The sequence below is a fragment of the Cellulomonas sp. S1-8 genome, from assembly GCF_026184235.1.
Taxonomy (GTDB): domain Bacteria; phylum Actinomycetota; class Actinomycetes; order Actinomycetales; family Cellulomonadaceae; genus Cellulomonas.
This window is the reverse complement of sequence record NZ_CP110806.1, coordinates 3,739,513-3,756,137: the sequence shown is the minus strand read 5'-3', so window position 1 is coordinate 3,756,137 and position 16,625 is coordinate 3,739,513. Positions and strand designations below refer to the sequence as shown.

14 protein-coding genes are annotated in these 16,625 nt (G+C 76.4%); 7 read left to right on the top strand and 7 right to left on the bottom strand.

Annotation, left to right across the window (positions count from 1 at the left end; translation table 11 throughout):
• Entirely contained in the window at positions 1-648 is a 648-nt protein-coding gene (locus OKX07_RS16920) for an ABC transporter ATP-binding protein (RefSeq protein ID WP_265629155.1), read from the top strand.
• On the opposite strand, the gene OKX07_RS16915 is transcribed toward OKX07_RS16920, so the two are convergent.
• From OKX07_RS16915 to OKX07_RS16905, 3 genes are all read right to left on the bottom strand, one after another.
• Complete coding sequence (locus OKX07_RS16915) at positions 617-1,156, bottom strand: septum formation family protein (RefSeq protein ID WP_265629154.1); 540 nt, start codon at positions 1,154-1,156, stop codon at positions 617-619. The two genes, OKX07_RS16920 and OKX07_RS16915, sit on opposite strands and share 32 nt — an antisense overlap.
• Before the next feature lie 290 nt (positions 1,157-1,446).
• Positions 1,447-2,976, bottom strand: coding sequence for a mannitol dehydrogenase family protein (locus OKX07_RS16910; protein WP_265629153.1), 1,530 nt, complete (start codon positions 2,974-2,976; stop codon positions 1,447-1,449).
• Positions 2,973-3,956 (bottom strand): LacI family DNA-binding transcriptional regulator, encoded by a 984-nt coding sequence (locus OKX07_RS16905; RefSeq protein WP_265629152.1) that lies wholly within the window; start codon positions 3,954-3,956, stop codon positions 2,973-2,975. The genes OKX07_RS16910 and OKX07_RS16905 overlap by 4 nt, the downstream gene beginning before the upstream one ends.
• A 216-nt stretch (positions 3,957-4,172) precedes the next feature.
• Here OKX07_RS16905 and uxaC point away from each other — a divergent pair, with 216 nt between their 5' ends.
• The 5 genes from uxaC (at position 4,173) to OKX07_RS16880 (ending at position 9,605) form a co-directional block, all read left to right on the top strand.
• The gene (gene uxaC, locus OKX07_RS16900) at positions 4,173-5,726 is read left to right on the top strand and encodes a glucuronate isomerase (protein WP_265629151.1); all 1,554 of its coding nucleotides are present in this window, start codon (positions 4,173-4,175) and stop codon (positions 5,724-5,726) included.
• Between the two features lie 118 nt (positions 5,727-5,844).
• The gene (eda, locus tag OKX07_RS16895; RefSeq protein WP_265631948.1) at positions 5,845-6,492 is read left to right on the top strand and encodes a bifunctional 4-hydroxy-2-oxoglutarate aldolase/2-dehydro-3-deoxy-phosphogluconate aldolase; all 648 of its coding nucleotides are present in this window, start codon (positions 5,845-5,847) and stop codon (positions 6,490-6,492) included.
• An 82-nt stretch (positions 6,493-6,574) separates the two neighbouring features.
• Complete coding sequence (locus OKX07_RS16890; RefSeq protein WP_265629150.1) at positions 6,575-7,678, top strand: sugar kinase; 1,104 nt, start codon at positions 6,575-6,577, stop codon at positions 7,676-7,678.
• 33 nt (positions 7,679-7,711) lie between these two features.
• The gene (locus tag OKX07_RS16885) at positions 7,712-8,623 is read left to right on the top strand and encodes an alpha/beta hydrolase (protein WP_265629149.1); all 912 of its coding nucleotides are present in this window, start codon (positions 7,712-7,714) and stop codon (positions 8,621-8,623) included.
• Between the two features lie 49 nt (positions 8,624-8,672).
• Complete coding sequence (locus OKX07_RS16880; RefSeq protein WP_265629148.1) at positions 8,673-9,605, top strand: hypothetical protein; 933 nt, start codon at positions 8,673-8,675, stop codon at positions 9,603-9,605.
• 23 nt (positions 9,606-9,628) lie between these two features.
• Here the strand turns inward: OKX07_RS16880 and OKX07_RS16875 are convergent, their stop codons facing one another.
• The 4 genes from OKX07_RS16875 to OKX07_RS16860 all read right to left on the bottom strand — a co-directional run bounded on the left by OKX07_RS16875 (position 9,629) and on the right by OKX07_RS16860 (position 13,874).
• The gene (locus OKX07_RS16875) at positions 9,629-10,363 is read right to left on the bottom strand and encodes a FadR/GntR family transcriptional regulator (RefSeq protein WP_265629147.1); all 735 of its coding nucleotides are present in this window, start codon (positions 10,361-10,363) and stop codon (positions 9,629-9,631) included.
• A gap of 61 nt (positions 10,364-10,424) precedes the next feature.
• The gene (locus OKX07_RS16870; RefSeq protein WP_265629146.1) at positions 10,425-11,303 is read right to left on the bottom strand and encodes an amidohydrolase family protein; all 879 of its coding nucleotides are present in this window, start codon (positions 11,301-11,303) and stop codon (positions 10,425-10,427) included.
• Between the two features lie 215 nt (positions 11,304-11,518).
• Positions 11,519-13,351, bottom strand: coding sequence for a gamma-glutamyltransferase family protein (locus OKX07_RS16865; protein WP_265629145.1), 1,833 nt, complete (start codon positions 13,349-13,351; stop codon positions 11,519-11,521).
• Between the two features lie 61 nt (positions 13,352-13,412).
• On the bottom strand, positions 13,413-13,874 hold the full coding sequence (locus OKX07_RS16860; RefSeq protein ID WP_265629144.1) for a tRNA (cytidine(34)-2'-O)-methyltransferase: 462 nt from the start codon (positions 13,872-13,874) through the stop codon (positions 13,413-13,415).
• A gap of 157 nt (positions 13,875-14,031) precedes the next feature.
• On the opposite strand from OKX07_RS16860, the gene OKX07_RS16855 reads away from it, so the two are divergent.
• Positions 14,032-16,611 carry a glycosyl hydrolase family 95 catalytic domain-containing protein gene (locus OKX07_RS16855; RefSeq protein ID WP_265629143.1) on the top strand — a complete coding sequence of 860 codons (2,580 nt, stop codon included), beginning with the start codon at positions 14,032-14,034 and terminating at the stop codon, positions 16,609-16,611.
• Positions 16,612-16,625: the final 14 nt, after the last annotated feature.

The following is a 16,625-nucleotide window of genomic DNA, read 5'->3' as shown; positions in this document are numbered from 1 at the left end:
GTGCGCGTGCGCGGGCTGCGCCGCGCGTTCGGTGACCGCGAGGTGCTCGCCGGCCTCGACCTCGACGTGCCGGACGGGGGGTGCGTGGCGGTCGTCGGGCGCAGCGGTGGCGGCAAGTCGACGCTGCTGCGCGCCCTCGCGGGCCTCGACCCCGGCGCGTCGGCGGACGTGCTCGACGTCGCGGCACCGGCGGCCGTCGTCTTCCAGGAGCCGCGCCTGCTCCCCTGGGAGCCGGTGTGGCGCAACGTCCTGCTCGGCCCCGGGCTGCGCCGTGCGGACCGGCCGCGTGCCCTCGCGGCGCTGGCGGAGGTCGGCCTCGCGGACCGCGCCGACGCGTGGCCGCGCACGCTGTCCGGTGGTGAGGCGCAGCGGGTGGCGATCGCACGGGCGCTCGTCCGTGCCCCGCGGGTGCTGCTCCTCGACGAGCCGTTCGGCGCGCTCGACGCCCTGACGCGGCTGGCGGCGCACGCGCTGCTGCGCGACGTGCGTGCGGCGCGCCCGGTGACGACGGTGCTGGTCACGCACGACGTCGACGAGGCGCTCACCCTGGGCGACGAGGTCCGGGTGCTCGACGCGCGGGAGGTCCTGCTGGGGCGGCTGGGTGTGCCGCCGTCGCTCAGATCGCGGCGTCCTTCAGGGTCCCGGTGACGCCGCCGTCGGGGTGCACGACGAGGCACTGCACGACGTCGTCGCCCTGCGCCCAGCTCTCCTCGGTGGGGGACAGGTACGTGTAGTCCAGGACCGAGTCCTCGTACGTGGCGCCGACGAACGGTGCGAAGGCGTCGTAGCAGAACTGGTCGGCGGTCGTCGGCGTCTCGGTGTCGCCGGCCTCCGTGAGGGCGAGGTCGGCCTGGAACTGCTCCTCGGTGAGGGTCGTCTCGGCGTAGATCTCGGAGTCGTGCGGGTCGGCGCACGGGATCGTCGGGAGCGACGAGAACTCGGTCGTGTCCTCGGACAGCGCGAGGTAGTCCAGGCAGTCGCCGACCTGCAGGGAGAAGACGTCCGCGTCGGCGGACGCGGTGATCTCGCCACCGGGCTCGTCGCGCTGCGCGGGCTCGGCGTCGCCGCCGAAGAGGGAGCCGCAGCCGGTCAGCGTCGCCGCGAGGGCGACGGCCAGGACGGGGGCGGCAAGGAGGCGGAAGGATCGCGTGTTCACGGCGAGCAGTGAACCAGCCCGCGGGACCCGTGTGTGACCTGTTTCACCGCCGGACGGGATGAAGAACCTGTGAGCGGGCTGTGTCGTCCGTCACCCGAACGCGCGACCTGCGCATCTGCCGTTCGGGGGACCCCGGCGGTCGCGCTCGCCTCGTCTCGGATCCTGAGACGAAAGGTCAGTCATACCGGGCTGCGTCGCTTTTCGAAGCGCCTGTGAGGCGACTCCGGCCGGTCTCGCCGACGCGTCGTCCCACAGGTTGGGACGGGGTCGTCGGCGAGCAGGCGGGCGCGTCAGGGGGCCGCGGGCGCCGGCGTCAGGTCGCGCAGGGCGGCGGTCACCGCGTCGCGGAACGCCGTCGACGACGCGACCGGCTCGGGGACCACGTCGCGCAGCGCGAACACCCGACCGACCGGGTCCGGCCCCGCGACCGCGTCGGCCAGGACCCCGGCCAGCGGGTCGTCGAGCGTCACGGGGCGTCCGGCCACGACGAGGTCGCCCGCCGTCGCCGCCCGCACGTAGGCGACCCACCCCGCGAAGGCCCGCGCCGCGGCATGCGGCACGGCGCCCGCCGCGAGGCGGTCCGCGACCGTCCCCAGCAGGCGGACCGGCAGCTTCTGCGACCCGTCCATCGCGACCTGCACGGTCGTGTGCCCGGTCCGCGGGTTGGCGAACCGGTGCAGCACCTCGTCGCGGTAGGCGCCCAGGTCGGTGCCCGGCGGCGCGACGAGCGTCGGGAGCACGTCCTCGTCGACGAGCGCGCGCGCGAGCGCCTCGAGGTCGGGGTCGGCGACGGCCTCGGCGATCGTCGCGTGACCGCGCAGCGCACCGTGGTACGCCAGGGCGGAGTGCGTCGCGTTGAGGATGCGCAGCTTGGCGCGCTCGAACGGCGCGACGTCGCCCGTGAGCGTCGCCCCGGCGCGCTCCCACGCGGGTCGCGGCCCCGCGAAGTCGTCCTCGATCACCCACTGGAAGAACGGCTCGCCGACCACCAGCGCCTCGTCGTGCAGGCCGAGCAGACCGGCGGCCTCGGCGCGGTGCGCGTCGGTCGTCGCGGGCACGATCCGGTCGACCATCGTCGCCGGGAAGCGCACCGACGTCGCGACCCACGCGGCGACGTCGTCCGACCCCGGCACGGCCGCCAGCGCGCGGACGACGAGCCCCGCGAGCACCGCACCGTTGTCGGTGAGGTTGTCGCAGCACACCACCGTCAGGGGCGCGGGCGACGTCCGGTGCCGGCGCACCAGCCCGCGCACGAGCATGCCGATCGGGGTGCGGGCTGCAGCCTCGGACGGACCGCGCAGCTCGTCGCGCGCGGCAGCCAGGTCCGCCGCGACGTCCGGGGCGTCGACGTCGAGCCCGCCGTCCGCGCGGCGGCGGTACCCCTTCTCGGTGACCGTCAGACTCACGACGTGCGTCGTCGGCGCCGCGATCGTGTCCAGGACGCGCGCGGTGTCACGCCCCGGGTAGGCGACGTCCCGCACGGACCCGACGACGCGCAGCGACGTGCGGTCGGCGCCCACCGTCAGCACGCCGTACAGACCGTCCTGCGGCCGCAGCTGCTCGGCCACGCGCGGGCTGCGCTGGGTCACCCCGAGCAGACCCCACCCGGTCTCACCGGTCGCGGCCGCCGCGTCCTCGGTGCACACGGCCTGGTGCGCGCGGTGGAACGCCCCGATGCCGAGGTGGACCTGCCCGACGCCCAGCGCCGCCGGGTCGACCGCGGGGCCGCGGACGTCGTCGGGCAGGCCGCGTGCGGCACGCGCACGCCAGGTCGTGGAGGACAGGCGCACCGCGGTGCGTGGGGGGTGCTGCAGGGTCATCGGGGCTCCGGGGGCCGGGGCGCGGCGGGCGCGGTGGTCCCGCGCACGACGAGCTCGACGGGCAGGACGGCGTGCGGGACCTCGTCGCCGGGCGGGGCGAGGAGCAGGTCGACCGCGGTCCGGCCGAGGCGCGCGAGCGGCACCGCGACCGTCGTGAGCGCGGGCGTCACCAGCGTCGCGACGGGCGCGTCGTCGAACCCGACGACGGACACGTCCTGCGGGACGCGGACGCCGCGCGCGTGCAGCCGGTCGAGGACGCCGAGGGCCATGAGGTCGTTGTGCGCCAGGACGGCCGTCGCGCCGGCGGCGAGGACGAGGTCGGCTGCGGCGACGCCGCCGGCGAAGACGGGGGTGTGGGCGCCCAGGTCGACGACGTCGACGTCGAGGTCGGCCAGCCCCTCGCGGCGGCGTGCGCCCGACCACGAGCCTGCGGGGCCGCCCGCGTAGGCGATGCGGCGGTGGCCGAGCGCGAGCAGGTGGCGCACGGCCTGCCGCACGCCGTCGCGGGTGTCGACGACGACGGACGGCAGCCCGGGGCTCTCGCGGTTGACCAGCAGCAGGGGCCGCCCGCCCGCGCGGGTCGCGGCGAGGTCGTCGGCGGACATGCGCGGCGAGCACAGCAGGACGCCGTCGGCCTGCGCACCGAGCTGTGCGACGAGCTCGGCCTCGAGCAGCGGGTCCTCCTCGGAGTCCGCGACGACGACCGCGTGCCCGGCCGCGCGGGCGCGGGCCTGCACGGCCTTGGCGACGGCCGAGAAGAACGGGTTCTCGAGGTCCGGCACGACGAGGCACAGGTGGCCGCTGCGCCCGGTGATGAGCTCGCGCGCGGCACGGTTGGGGTGGTACCCGAGCTCGCGCGCGACGCGTCGGACGAGCTCGCGCCGCGCGGGGGACACGAGGTCCGGTGCCGACAGCGCGCGTGACGCCGTCGCGGCGGAGACGCCCGCGGCGCGCGCCACGTCACGCAGCGTGACGGCCATCGGCAGCTCCTCCGCGTCGGCCCTCGTGGGCGTGCGATGAAAGCGATTTCAGCACGGGCCGTCGGTGCGGCGCAAGCAGGGACGGACGGGTCTTGCATCGCTGCAGACCGGATGGCAGTGTCGGACTGCAAACGTATTCACCGTGGTGGGCGGCGAGCGTCGTCCGCACTGCGGGGGCGCACCGCAGCGCCGCCGCGGCCCGGCGCTGGAGGACCCATGCCCGACCCCGCAGCCGCCGCTCCTCGAGCGGCGTTGCCTCCTGACCGCGCGTCGCATCCCGACCGTGCGTCGCATCCTGACCGTGCGCTGCATCCCGACCGTGCGCTGCCGGCCGACCCCGTCACGCGGCCCGTCGCCCGCCAGATCCTGGAGGCGACGCGCGACCTGCCGATCGTGTCCATGCACGGTCACGTCGACGCGGGCGTCCTCGCGCGCGACGAGCCGTTCGGCGACCCGGCCTCGCTGCTGGTGGTCCCCGACCACTACCTGGTGCGGATGCTCGTGTCGCAGGGCGTCCCGCACGACGCGCTCGGCGTGCCGCGGCGCGACGGCGGACCCGTCGAGACCGACCCGCGCGCGATCTGGCGGACGTTCGCGGCGCACTGGCACCTCTTCCGCGGCACCCCGACGCGGTTCTGGATGGAGCACGTGCTCGTCGAGGTGCTCGGGGTGACCGAGCGGCTGTCGGCCGCCACCGCCGACCACGCGTACGACACGATCGCCGAGCGCCTGGCCGAGCCGGACTTCCGCCCCCTGGCGCTGCTGGACCGGTTCGGCATCGAGATCATCGCGACCACCGACGCGGCGTCCGCGACCCTCGCCGACCACGCCGACCTGGCCGCGCGCGGCTGGGGCGAGCGGATCGTGCCGACGTTCCGGCCCGACGCCGTGCTGCACGTCGACCGCCCCGGCTGGGCGCACGACGTCGACCTGCTCGCCGAGCGCGCCGGCATCGCGATCGGCTCGTACCGCGACTACGTCCGCGCGCTCGAGGCCCGCCGCTGGGCGTTCGTCGACGCGGGCGCGCGCGCCACCGACCACGGCCACGTCCTGGCCGACACCACCCCGATGGACGAGACGGACGCGTCGGTCGTGTTCGCCGCGGCGCTGCGGGGCGACGTCGACCCGGCCGCGGCGCGGGCGTTCTCCGCGCACATGCTGTTCGAGATGGCGCGCATGTCGACGCAGGACGGCCTGGTCATGCAGCTGCACCCCGGTGCCCTGCGCGACCACGACCCGCACGTGGCGGCGTCCCGCGGGCACGACGTCGGCTACGACATCCCCGTCGTGACCGAGTACGTGCACGCGCTGCGGCCCCTGCTCAACGCCTTCGGCCACCACCCGGACCTGCGGCTCGTGCTGTTCACGCTCGACGAGGACACGTTCAGCCGCGAGCTGGCGCCGCTCGCGGGCGTCTACCCGGCGGTGCGGCTCGGCGCGCCCTGGTGGTTCCTCGACTCCCCGGACGGCATGCGCCGGTTCCGCGAGGCCGTCACGGACACCGCGGGCTTCGCCAACACGACGGGCTTCGTCGACGACACCCGCGCCTTCCTGTCGATCCCCGCGCGGCACGACCTGTCGCGGCGCGTCGACGCCGGGCACCTGGCCCGGCTCGTCGTGGAGCACCGCCTCGACCTGGACGAGGCCCTCGAGACGGCCGTCGACCTGGCCTACGGCCTGCCGCGCACGGCGTACGCGCGCCGGACGCCCCGCGACCCGCGCGCCGGTGCCCCCGCGCCGGACGCCGTCCCCGTGGAGGTCCGCTCATGACACGCGTCCCCGGTCCGGACCGACGCGCTGTCGTGGCGCGCGTCCCCGGGGCGTCGGCGGCGCTGCCGTGACGGGCACCCCGGACGTGGACCGGCGTGCCGTCGTGGGCGGTGTCCCCGTGCCCGCGGCGGCCCCGGTCCTCGACCGCCTCGCGGACCACCGGCTCGTGCCCGTCGTGGTCATCGACGACGCCGCGGACGCCGACGCCCTCGGGGCCGCGCTCGTCGCGGGCGGCCTGCCGGTCGCCGAGGTCACCTTCCGCACGGACGCCGCTGCCGACGCGATCCGCGTGCTGCGGGACCGGGGCGACGTCCTCGTCGGCGCCGGCACCGTGCTCACCGCCGCGCAGGTCGACCAGGCCGTCGCCGCGGGCGCCGACTACGTGGTGTCGCCCGGCACGTCGCGCGCCGTCGTCGAGCGCTGCGCCGAGCACGGCGTCCTCGCGCTGCCCGGCGCCGTGACCGCGACCGAGGTCCAGGCCGCGCTCGAGCTCGGTGTCACGACCGTGAAGTTCTTCCCCGCCGGCACGTCCGGCGGCGCGCCCGCGATCGCGGCGCTCGCGGCCCCGTTCGGCGGCGTGCGCTTCGTCCCCACCGGCGGCGTCGGCCCGTCGAACCTCGCCGACTACCTGGCGCTGCCGTCCGTCGTGGCCGTCGGCGGGTCGTGGATGGTCCCGCGCGACGTGGTCCGCGCCCGCGACACCGCGGCCCTGCGGGCCCTCGTCGCCGACGCGGTCGCCCTCGCCACCCGCCTGCGCCCCACCTGATCCCCTCTCCCGCGAGAGGTCGATCCAGCCCCACCCCCCGCCCGTGAGGGGTCGTCCCAGCCCCGTCGTGGAGGAGCCGAAGATGTCCGACCTGGTGATACGACCCGCGTCCGCGTGCCGCTACGACGCCGTCTCGCTCGGCGAGGTGATGCTGCGCCTCGACCCGGGCGAGGGGCGGATCCGGACCGCCCGCCAGTTCCGCGTCTGGGAGGGCGGCGGCGAGTACAACGTGGCGCGCGGGCTGCGCCGCGCGTTCGGGCTGCGGGCGGCGGTCGTCACGGCGCTCGCGGACAACGAGGTGGGCCGGCTGGTCGAGGACCTCGTGCTGCAGGGCGGCGTCGACACGTCGTACGTGCGGTGGGTGCCGGACGACGGCGTCGGACGCACCGTGCGCAACGGCCTGAACTTCACCGAGCGCGGCTTCGGGGTGCGGGGCGCGGTCGGGGTGTCGGACCGCGGGCACACGGCCGCGTCGCAGCTGGCGCCCGGCGACGTCGACTGGGAGCACCTGTTCGGCGACCTGGGCGTGCGGTGGTTCCACACCGGCGGCATCTTCGCGGGCCTGTCGGACTCGGCCGCCGCGACGGTGCTCGAGGCGGTCACGGTCGCGCGCCGGCACGGCACGGTCGTCTCGTACGACCTCAACTACCGGCCGTCGCTGTGGAAGGCCGTGGGCGGGCAGGCCCGCGCGCAGCAGGTCAACCGCGAGATCGCGCCGCACGTCGACGTCATGATCGGCAACGAGGAGGACTTCACGGCCGCGCTCGGGTTCGAGGTCGAGGGTGTCGACGAGCACCTGTCGGAGCTCGAGGTCGACTCGTTCGCCGACATGATCGCCCGCGTCGTCGCCGCGTACGACAACGTCCAGGTCGTCGCGACGACGCTGCGCTCGGTCCGCTCCGCCACGGTCAACGACTGGGGGGCGATCGCGTGGTCGCGCGCGTCCGGCCTGGTGCAGGCCACGCACCGCCCGGGGCTGGAGATCCTCGACCGGGTCGGCGGTGGGGACTCGTTCGCGTCCGGGCTGGCCTTCGGCCTGCTCGACGGGCAGCCCCTGGCCACCGCGGTCGAGTACGGCGCCGCGCACGGCGCGCTGGCCATGACGACGCCGGGCGACACGACCATGGCGACCCGCGCCGAGGTGCTCAAGCTCGCGGGCGGGGGATCGGCGCGCGTCGACCGCTGAGCCGCCCGCGCGCGTGTGGCAGCATCGGCGACCGTGCCGATCCACCCGCTGCTCGCCGACCTGCTGCCCGCCGTCACCGACTGGGACACGTGGGCGGCCGGTACCGCCGCGCTCGCTGCCGGGTACCGCCTGCCCGACGTCCAGGTCGAGGACCTCGCCGTCGACGGCCCGCACGGCCCGGTCGCGGTGCGGCTGTACCGGCCGGTCGGCCGGCCGTCGTCGGGGGCGGGCCTGGTGTGGGCGCACGGCGGCGGCTTCGCGTACGGGGACCTCGACATGGCCGAGGCGCACGTCGTGTCCGCCGAGCTCGCGGCACGGCACGGCATCGTCGTCGCGTCCGTCGGGTACCGGCTCGCGACACCCGGTGCCGGCCACCCGATCCCGCTCGACGACGTCGACGCGGCGTGGACGTGGTTCGTCGACGCCGCGCCCTCCCTGGGGGTCGACCGCATCGGCATCGGCGGGGCGTCCGCGGGGGCGGCCCTGACCGGGGGTGTCGCCGTGCGGGTGCGGGACCGCGGCACGCGCGCCCCCGACGCGCTGCTCCTCGCGTACCCGGGCATGCACTTCCCGTCGCCGGCGCTGCCCGACGAGCAGGTCGACGACCTGCGTCGCCTGCCGCGCGGCATCCGGTTCCTGCCCGACGTGATGCTGTCGATGACCCGGGTGTACCTCGGCCGCCTGTCCGGCTTCCCGCCGGAGGCCATGGCGGGCAACGGCGACGTCGCGGGCCTGCCCCCGACGACGGTCGTGCTGAGCGAGGTCGACGACCTGCGACCCTCGGGGGAGATGTTCCTGCTGCAGCTGCAGGACGCGGGCGTGCCGACGCGCGCGATGGTCGCCGCGGGCATGCTGCACGGACACCTCGACATCCCGCCCGTGCCTGCCCTGCCGGCGATCGGGGAGTCGCTGGACTTCCTCGCCGGGGCGCTCGTCACGGACTGACCGCCCACCGGGGCTGCCGTCGGCGGGCCGCCGCGTGCGAGGCTCGGGCATGACCATCCCCCGCGGGCTGCGGACCGCCCTCGCGGTGGCCGGCGTGCTCGCGCTGGCGGCGTGCGGTGTGCGCGGTGCAGGCGTTTCGGACGGTGCGGACGGCAGCAGCGGCGCGCCGGCGTCCACCACCCCCGGACCGCTGCCTGCGGCCCTCACCCTCGAGGTGGAGGTCGCGCAGGCGCGCTCCGACCGCGTCGCGCGCGTCGTCGAGCTGCAGGTGCGCAACACCGGCCCCGTCGACGTGCGGGTCACGCAGGCGCGTCTGACCAGCGCGTTCGTCGCCGGCACGTCGCAGGAGGGGCGGGAGGTCGGTGCGGACCGGATGCGTCGGCTGCGCGTCCCGCTGGGGCCGGCGGTGTGCACGCCCGGGCTCGGCGACGACCCGGCCGCGCGCGTCGAGCTGGACGTCACGACGGCGGACGGACGGGCCGGAACGCTCGTCGTGACGCCCACCGACGAGACCGACGACCTGCGCCGCATCCACGGCGAGGACTGCGCGACCGCGGCCGTCGCGGCGGGCCTGCGGCTGTCCCTGGCGGACGGCCTGGTCGTGAGGGACGTCGCCGGGACGCCCGTCGCCGACGTGACGCTGCTCGTCGAGCCCGTGCCCGGCGGCCCGCACGTGCGGATCGTGTCGGTGCGCGCCACGACGCTGCTGCGTCCCGCGGGTGCGACGGGCCAGTGGGTCGTCGACGTCGACTCCGCGGCGCCGCCGCCGGACGGTCGGCTGACGCTGGTGACCGTGCCCGCCCGCTGCGACCTGCACGCCATCGCGGAGGACAAGCGCGGCACGGTGCTCGGCGTGCAGGCGTTCGTCGACGGCGTCGAGCAGCCGCTCGTCCACGTCGCGGCGTCCGACGCGCTGCGCGGGGCCCTGTACGACTTCGTCCGCGAGGCGTGCGGCCAGGCCCCGGACACCCGCACGGACTGACCCGTGAAGGGCCGTGGGCCGGGTCAGCGGGTGGGGGCGGGTTCCGGCAGGCCGTTGCGGCGACGGGGCGACGGGCCGTCGGTGCTGGTCGTGGCGAGCAGGTCCTCGACGGCGACCATGTGCATCGCCATGCGCAGGCGCGCGCGGTCGGGGTCGCGCGACGTGATCGCGGCGAGGACCGCGTCGTGCTGCTCGAACGTCCGGGCGGCCGCCAGCTCGTGCAGGTCGTCCCAGATGCGCCGACGCGCGTGCTCCCCGGCCAGCGCGTCGAGCAGCGCCGAGAGCACCGCGTTGCCGGACCCGTCGGCCACGGCACGGTGGAACGCGAGGTCGGCAGCGGCCATGCGCGCGGGGTCGGGACGCGCCGTGACCAGCGCGCGGGCCATGTCGTCGAGCGAGGCGCGGGCGCGGGCGACGTGCGCGTCCGTCATGTGCAGCGCGGCCAGGCCGGCGGCCTCGGTCTCGAGCGTCGCCCGCACGGCGTGCAGGGGGGAGTGGTCACCGGGCAGGTCCGCGAGGAACGCCACGGGTGCGAGCAGGCTCGCGGGGTCGAGGTCGGTGACGTAGGTGCCGTCGCCGTGCCGCGCCTCGAGGATCCCGAGGACGACCAGCGCGCGCACCCCCTCGCGCAGCGACCCGCGGGAGACACCGAGCTCGGCGGCGAGCTCCTTCTCGGCAGGCAGGCGGTCCCCGGGGCGCAGGCCGCCGTCCAGGATCAGGCGCTGGACGTCCTCGACGACGTCCTGGGTGCGTGACACGGGCTCGTCCTCGTCCTCGTCGTCGTCCCGCTGCCGCGGTCGGTGGGCGCGGAGGTGCGCCTCAGCGCTCCGCGACGAGCGGCGGGATGCCGTAGGTCTCGACGGCGGTGCGGCCCATGACGCGGGCGACGCCGGCGTCGTCGAGGTCGCTCAGCGTGGCGCGCAGACCGCCCCAGACCTCGTCCCACGAACCGTGCGCGTCGAGGGCGGTGGGCCAGTCGCTGCCGGCCATGAGCCGGTCCGGGCCGAAGGCGGCCAGGGCGTGGTCGACGGCCGGGCGGACGTCATCGAGGGTCCACCCGGGTCCGGCGGCGCGCCCGAGCCCGGCGAGCTTGGCGACGACGTTGGGCGCCTCGGCGGCGGCGTCGATCGCGGTCGTCCAGCGGTGCCAGGTCGCGGTGTCGCCGGCGCGCAGGGCGGCCAGCGGCGGCGCGCCGAGGTGGTCGACGACGACCGTGAGCTTCGGGTGCCGGTCGGCGATGGTCGCGACGTGCAGCAGCAGCTCGGGCGTGGTGGCCGGCAGGTCGAGGACGAGGCGACGCTCGGTGAGCAGCGTCAGACCCTCGTCGACGCCGTCGCGCAGGAGCCACCCGCCGTCGGCCTCGCGGTCGATGTGGTGGCTGATGCCGACGACCGGCTCGACGCGCCAGTGGTCGAGCTGCGTCGCGGCCTCGTCCGGGGTGTCCAGCGGCACCCAGGCGACCACACCGAGCACGTGGGCGGAGCAGAGCGCCTGGAACAGCAGGTGCTCGGTGTCGGCCCGGTTGTCGGCGGACTGGACGAGCACCACGCCGTCCACGTGGTGCTCGTCCAAGGCGCCGCCGATGTCACGGACTCGGTAGGTGCGATGCAGGAGCGAGGGGTCCTGCGACATCCACGGGTAGTGGACCATCTCGGGGTCCCACACCTGCAGATGCGCATCCACGACGTCGTAGGGCATGTGACCGAAGGTAGCGGTGATCGGATGTCTGAATCGTCCCAGCGGTCATTTCCTCATAGAACCCTCATGAAGGAGCCTGTGACTCACCGAGACATCCGATGTCTGTTTCGTCCGGAAGGTGAGCGTTCACATACCCGTCACCAACGGGACATCTCGGCAGCGATGTCGCAGGTCACAGCGCGGTCACGGTCACATCACAGCCCGGTCGTGGTGAGTCACCGTCCGGCCGCGTACCCCTGCTGCCCCCGCGCGTTCGCGGCGGCCTGCAGCCACCCGTCCGGACCCACGCCCGCCGCACTGAGACGGCCCAGCGACCAGGCTCCCGCGTCCTGCACCACGTGCCCCCGAGCCGCGAGCGCCGCCAGCACGCCCGCACCCAGCCGCGACTCGGCGACGAGCCCGCGCGGCGTGTGGCTCCGCGGGTGGAACGAGCCGTGCACGTGCGTCGAGTGCCACGTCGGCGCGTCGATCGCCGCCTGCAGGTCCAGCCCGCCGATCAGGTGCCGCAGCAGGAACGGCACCTGCCACTGGTCCTGCTGGTCGCCGCCCGGGGTGCCGAACGCGAACCCGTGCCCGTCCCCCAGGGCCAGGGACGGGCTCAGCGTCGTGCGCGGCCGGCGTCCCGGCGTCAGGCTCGCGGGCAGCCCGTCCTCGACCCAGCACATCTGCGCCCGCGTCGGCAGCGCGAACCCCAGGCCGGGCACCACCGGGCTCGACTGCAGCCAGCCGCCCGACGGCGTCGCCGACACCCGGTTGCCCCACCGGTCGACGACGTCCACGTGGCACGTGTCGCCCGGGCTCAGACCGATCGGCGACACGGTCGGCTCGCCCAGGCCGTCCGCGAGCGGGACCGCCGGCGCGCCGGCGTCGGCGGCGGCCCGCGCCGCGACGAGGGCCCGCGCGAGCCGGGGCACGCGCCCGTCCGGCGCCCCCGGCCGGAACCCGTCGTCGGCCGTCGGTCCCACCAGCCGCGCCCGCTCCGCCGCGTACGCAGGCGACAGCAGCGTCGCCAGCGGCACGTCCCCGTCGTCGCCGTACCAGGTGTCGCGGTCGGCCATCGCGAGCTTGCCCACCTCGACGACGACGTGCACCAGCTCGGCCAGCGGCCCGCCCCCGTCGTCGCTGCGCTGCCGACCCGCGTCCCGGACCAGGTCCTCGACGCCCAGCGCCTCGAGCATCCGCAGCTGCTGCAGCAGCACGGGACCCTGCCCCCACGGCCCGGTCTTGTGCACCTCGACGCCCGCGAACGGCACCGCGACCGTCGGCTCCTCGGTCGCGCGCCACGCCGCGAGGTCGTCGGCGCGCAGGAACCCGGTGTGCGCGCGGCCCGTCGCGTCGTGCACCGGGACGTCCGCGACGAACGCGCCGACCGCCTCCGCCACGAAGCCCTCGTAGAACGCGCGCCGCGCCGCCTCGACCTGCGCCTCGCGGTCCGGCCCGGCCGCGGCCGCCTCCGCGAGCAGGCGCTCGAACGTGCCCGCGAGCGCCGGGTTGCTGAACCGCGCACCGGGTCCCGGGGCCGCACCGCCGGGCAGGTACACCTCCGCGCTCGTCGGCCAGTGGGTGCGGAACATGTCGGCGACCGTCGCGACCGTGCGCGCCGCCGCCGGGACCAGCGGGTACCCGTTGCGTGCGTACCCGATCGCCGGCCCCAGGACGTCGGCCAGCGGCAGCGTCCCGTACCGCGCCAGCAGGTCGAGCCACGCCCCGAACGCCCCCGGCACGACGGCCGCGAGGTGCCCGGTGCCCGGGACCTCGTCGACGCCGAGCGCGAGGTAGGCGTCGGCCGTGGCACCCGCAGGGACGACGCCCTGCCCGCACACGACGAACGTGTGCCCGTCGGCGGCGCGGTGCCCGATGATCGGCGCGTCGCCGCCGGGGCCGTTGAGGTGCGGCTCGACGACGGCGAGCGTGAACCCCGCCGCGACGGCCGCGTCGAACGCGTTGCCCCCGGCCTCGAGGGTGCGCATGCCGACGGCGCTCGCCAGCCAGTGCGTCGAGGCGACCATGCCGAACGTGCCGGTCAGCACCGGCCGGGTCGTGAACATGCCTCGATGGTCCCAGCCGGGCGTGCGGGCGTCGCGGTGGCCGCGCCGTGGTGGTGCGTCGTCAGACGCCGCCGGGGAACCCCAGCGTGCGCCACGCCTCGTAGGCGGCGACCGCGGCCGCGTTCGACAGGTTCATCGAGCGCCGTCCCGGGAGCATCGGGATGCGGAGCCGGTCCGTGACGCGGGGGTGCGCGAGGACCGCGTCGGGCAGGCCCGTGGGCTCGGCGCCGAACAGCAGGACGTCGTCGTCGCGCCAGTCGACGTCGGTGTACCGGCGCGTGGCCTGCGTCGTGAACGCCAGGACCCGGGAGTCCGGCAGCGTCGCGAGCAGCGCCTCGAGGTCGGGGTGGACGACGACGTGGGCGAGGTCGTGGTAGTCGAGGCCGGCGCGCCGCAGCCGGGCCTCCGTCATCTCGAACCCGAGCGGCTCGACCAGGTGGAGGGTCGCACCGGTGCCGGCGCACATCCGGATCGCGCTGCCGGTGTTGCCGGGGATCCGGGGTTCGTGGAAGGCGACGTGCACCCCCCGATCCTCCCACCGCCACCCGCCACCCCTGACGCCCGCGCCGTCCCGCCGCCCCCCGACGCCCCTCCACCCCCGCCGAGCGGCACACCGGTCACCGTCTCGACCGCGGGACGGTGAGTGGAGTTCCGTTCGGCGGGGGTGGTTGGGTGGGGGCGTGGGCGACGACGGCGGGCTGGTGCTGCGGCTGGACGCGCCGGCGTCCACCTGGACCGATGCGTTCCCCGTCGGCGACGGGCGGATCGGGGCGATGGTGCACGGCGGCACGGACCGCGAGCACCTGCAGGTCAACGACGACACGTGCTGGTCCGGCGCGCCGCCCGACGGGCCGCCCGTCCCCGTCGGTCCGCTGGGGGACGACGGTGCCCCGGGGGTCGTCCGACGCGCGCGCCGGCTGCTCGCCGATGGCGACCCGCTCGCCGCCGAGGCGGAGCTGGCGCACCTGCAGAGCGGCTGGTCGCAGGCGTACCAGCCGCTGGTCGACGTGGTGCTCGACGTCCCGGCAGCCGGCGGCGAGGTCGGGTACCGGCGCACGCTCGACCTGGGCACCGGCGTCGTGACGACGACGTGGCGGTCCGCCACCGGGGCGCCGTGGCGGCAGGACGTCCTGGTCAGCCACCCGGATGCCGCGCTGCTCCTCGTCCGCGAGATCGACGCCGACGACGACTCCGAGGACGGGGCCGACGGCGCCGAACCGCGGATCGTGTCGCCTCACGGCCCCGACGAGCGACCTGATCCGCGGTTCGACGCGACGGTGCGGGTGGCGTCGGACCATCCGTGGGTCGGGGTGCCGGCGGGGGTGGGCACCGAGGGGAGGGGCGCGGAGGTGAGCGGCGCGGCGGGGAGCGGCGCCGAGAGGAGCCGCGTCGTCGTCCTTGCGACCGTCGACATGCCGTCGCACGTGCTGCCCGACTGGGTCGACGACCCGGACCCCGTGCGGTACGGCGGTCGGGCCGTGCACGCGGCCGTCGCGCTCGCGGTGCTCGTCGACGGGCCCGACGCCTCCGTGCGCGTGGTCGACGGCGCGGTGGAGGTGCGCGGCGCCCGTCGGCTGCGCGTGCTCCTGACGACCGCGACCGACCACGACGTCGCGACCGGCACGCTGCACGGAGACCGTGACCGCGTCGCGGCGGACGCACTAGCGGCTCTGACGCGCGCCGTCGCCGACGTGGACGGCATCCCCGCCCGGCACGTCGCCGACCACGTGTCCCTCATGGGGCGCGTCACGCTCGAGCTCGGCGGGGACGCCCCGGACCTGCCGCTCGACGCGCGGCTGGTCCGGCACGCCGACGGCGCCCCCGACCCGCACCTCGCGGTCCTCGCCTTCCAGTACGGCCGCTACCTGACGGTCGCGGGGTCCCGGCCCGGCACGCTGCCGCTGAACCTGCAGGGCATCTGGAACCCGCACGTCCGCCCGCCGTGGAACGCGAACTACACGATCAACATCAACACCGAGATGAACTACTGGCCGACGCTCGTCGGCGACCTCGCCGAGTGCACGGAGCCCCTGCTGACCTGGCTCGACCGCCTCGCGGTGGCGGGCCAGGGCACCGCCCGCACGTTCTACGGCGCGCGCGGATGGGTCGCGCACCACAACAGCGACCCGTGGTGCTTCACCGGCCCGACGGGCCGCGGCGCCGACTCCGCGAGCTGGTCGAGCTGGCCGCTCGGGGGCGTCTGGCTGGCCCGGCACGTCGTCGACCACCACGACTGGACGGGCGACGACGACGCGCTGCGCCGACACTGGCCCGTCGTGCGGGGTGCGGCCCTGGCGGCGCTCGACCTGCTCGTCGAGCTGCCCGACGGGACGCTCGGCACGTCGCCGGCCACGAGCCCCGAGAACCTCTACCTGCTCCCCGACGGCCGGCCGGTGTCCGTGTCGGTGGCCACGACCTCCGACCTCGCGATGGTGCGTGACCTGCTCGAGCACGTGCGCCGCCTCGCGCCCACCGCGGGCGACCACGACCAGGGTCTGCGTGCCGCCGTCGACGGGGCCCTCGAACGGCTGCCCACCGAGCGCGTCGGCACCGACGGGCGCCTCGCGGAGTGGCGCACCGACGTGCCCGACGCCGAGCCGGAGCACCGCCACCAGTCGCACCTGTACCGCGTGTTCCCGGGCACGTCGATCGACCCGGACACCTCCCCGGCGCTCGCCGCGGCCGCGGCCCGCACGCTCGACGCGCGCGGCCCGGAGTCGACCGGCTGGTCCCTCGCGTGGCGCCTCGCGCTGCGGGCGCGGCTGCGCGACGGGGACGGCGTCGCGACCCTCGTCGACGCGTTCCTGCGGCCCGTCGACGCGCCGGGTGCGGGCCGCCCGGCCGACGCGCCGGGTGCCGACCGTCCCGCGGGCCCGCCCGCGCACCTGCGCGGCGGGGTCTACCGGTCGCTGCTGTGCGCGCACCCGCCGTTCCAGGTCGACGGCAACCTGGGGTTCACGGCGGGGGTCGCCGAGGCGCTCGTGCAGGCGCACCGGCGGGGCGTCGACGGCGTCCGCGAGGTGCACCTGCTGCCCGCGCTGCCCGCGGCGTGGCCCCACGGGCGCGTCCGGGGGCTGCGGCTGCGCGGTGGCGTGCAGCTGGTCGACCTGGAGTGGCGCGACGGGCGCCTCGTCCGGGCGGTGCTGCAGGCCGAGCGGGCCACGGTCGTCGACGTCCGCGAGGCGGGCTCCGACGTGCGCCGCCAGGTCACGCTCCGCCCGGGCCGACCCGCCGAGGTCGGTCCGACACCCCCCGCCTGAGTCGGTCCGACACC

Excerpts from the sequence above, each read along its gene's own strand:
- OKX07_RS16905 (WP_265629152.1), bottom strand. The coding sequence starts at position 3,956 with ATGGCCGTCACGCTGCGTGACGTGGCGCGCGCCGCGGGCGTCTCCGCC.
- uxaC (WP_265629151.1), top strand. The coding sequence starts at position 4,173 with ATGCCCGACCCCGCAGCCGCCGCTCCTCGAGCGGCGTTGCCTCCTGAC.
- OKX07_RS16910 (WP_265629153.1), bottom strand. The coding sequence starts at position 2,976 with ATGACCCTGCAGCACCCCCCACGCACCGCGGTGCGCCTGTCCTCCACG.
- OKX07_RS16890 (WP_265629150.1), top strand. The coding sequence starts at position 6,575 with ATGTCCGACCTGGTGATACGACCCGCGTCCGCGTGCCGCTACGACGCC.
- OKX07_RS16880 (WP_265629148.1), top strand. The coding sequence starts at position 8,673 with ATGACCATCCCCCGCGGGCTGCGGACCGCCCTCGCGGTGGCCGGCGTG.
- OKX07_RS16870 (WP_265629146.1), bottom strand. The coding sequence starts at position 11,303 with ATGCCCTACGACGTCGTGGATGCGCATCTGCAGGTGTGGGACCCCGAG.
- OKX07_RS16865 (WP_265629145.1), bottom strand. The coding sequence starts at position 13,351 with ATGTTCACGACCCGGCCGGTGCTGACCGGCACGTTCGGCATGGTCGCC.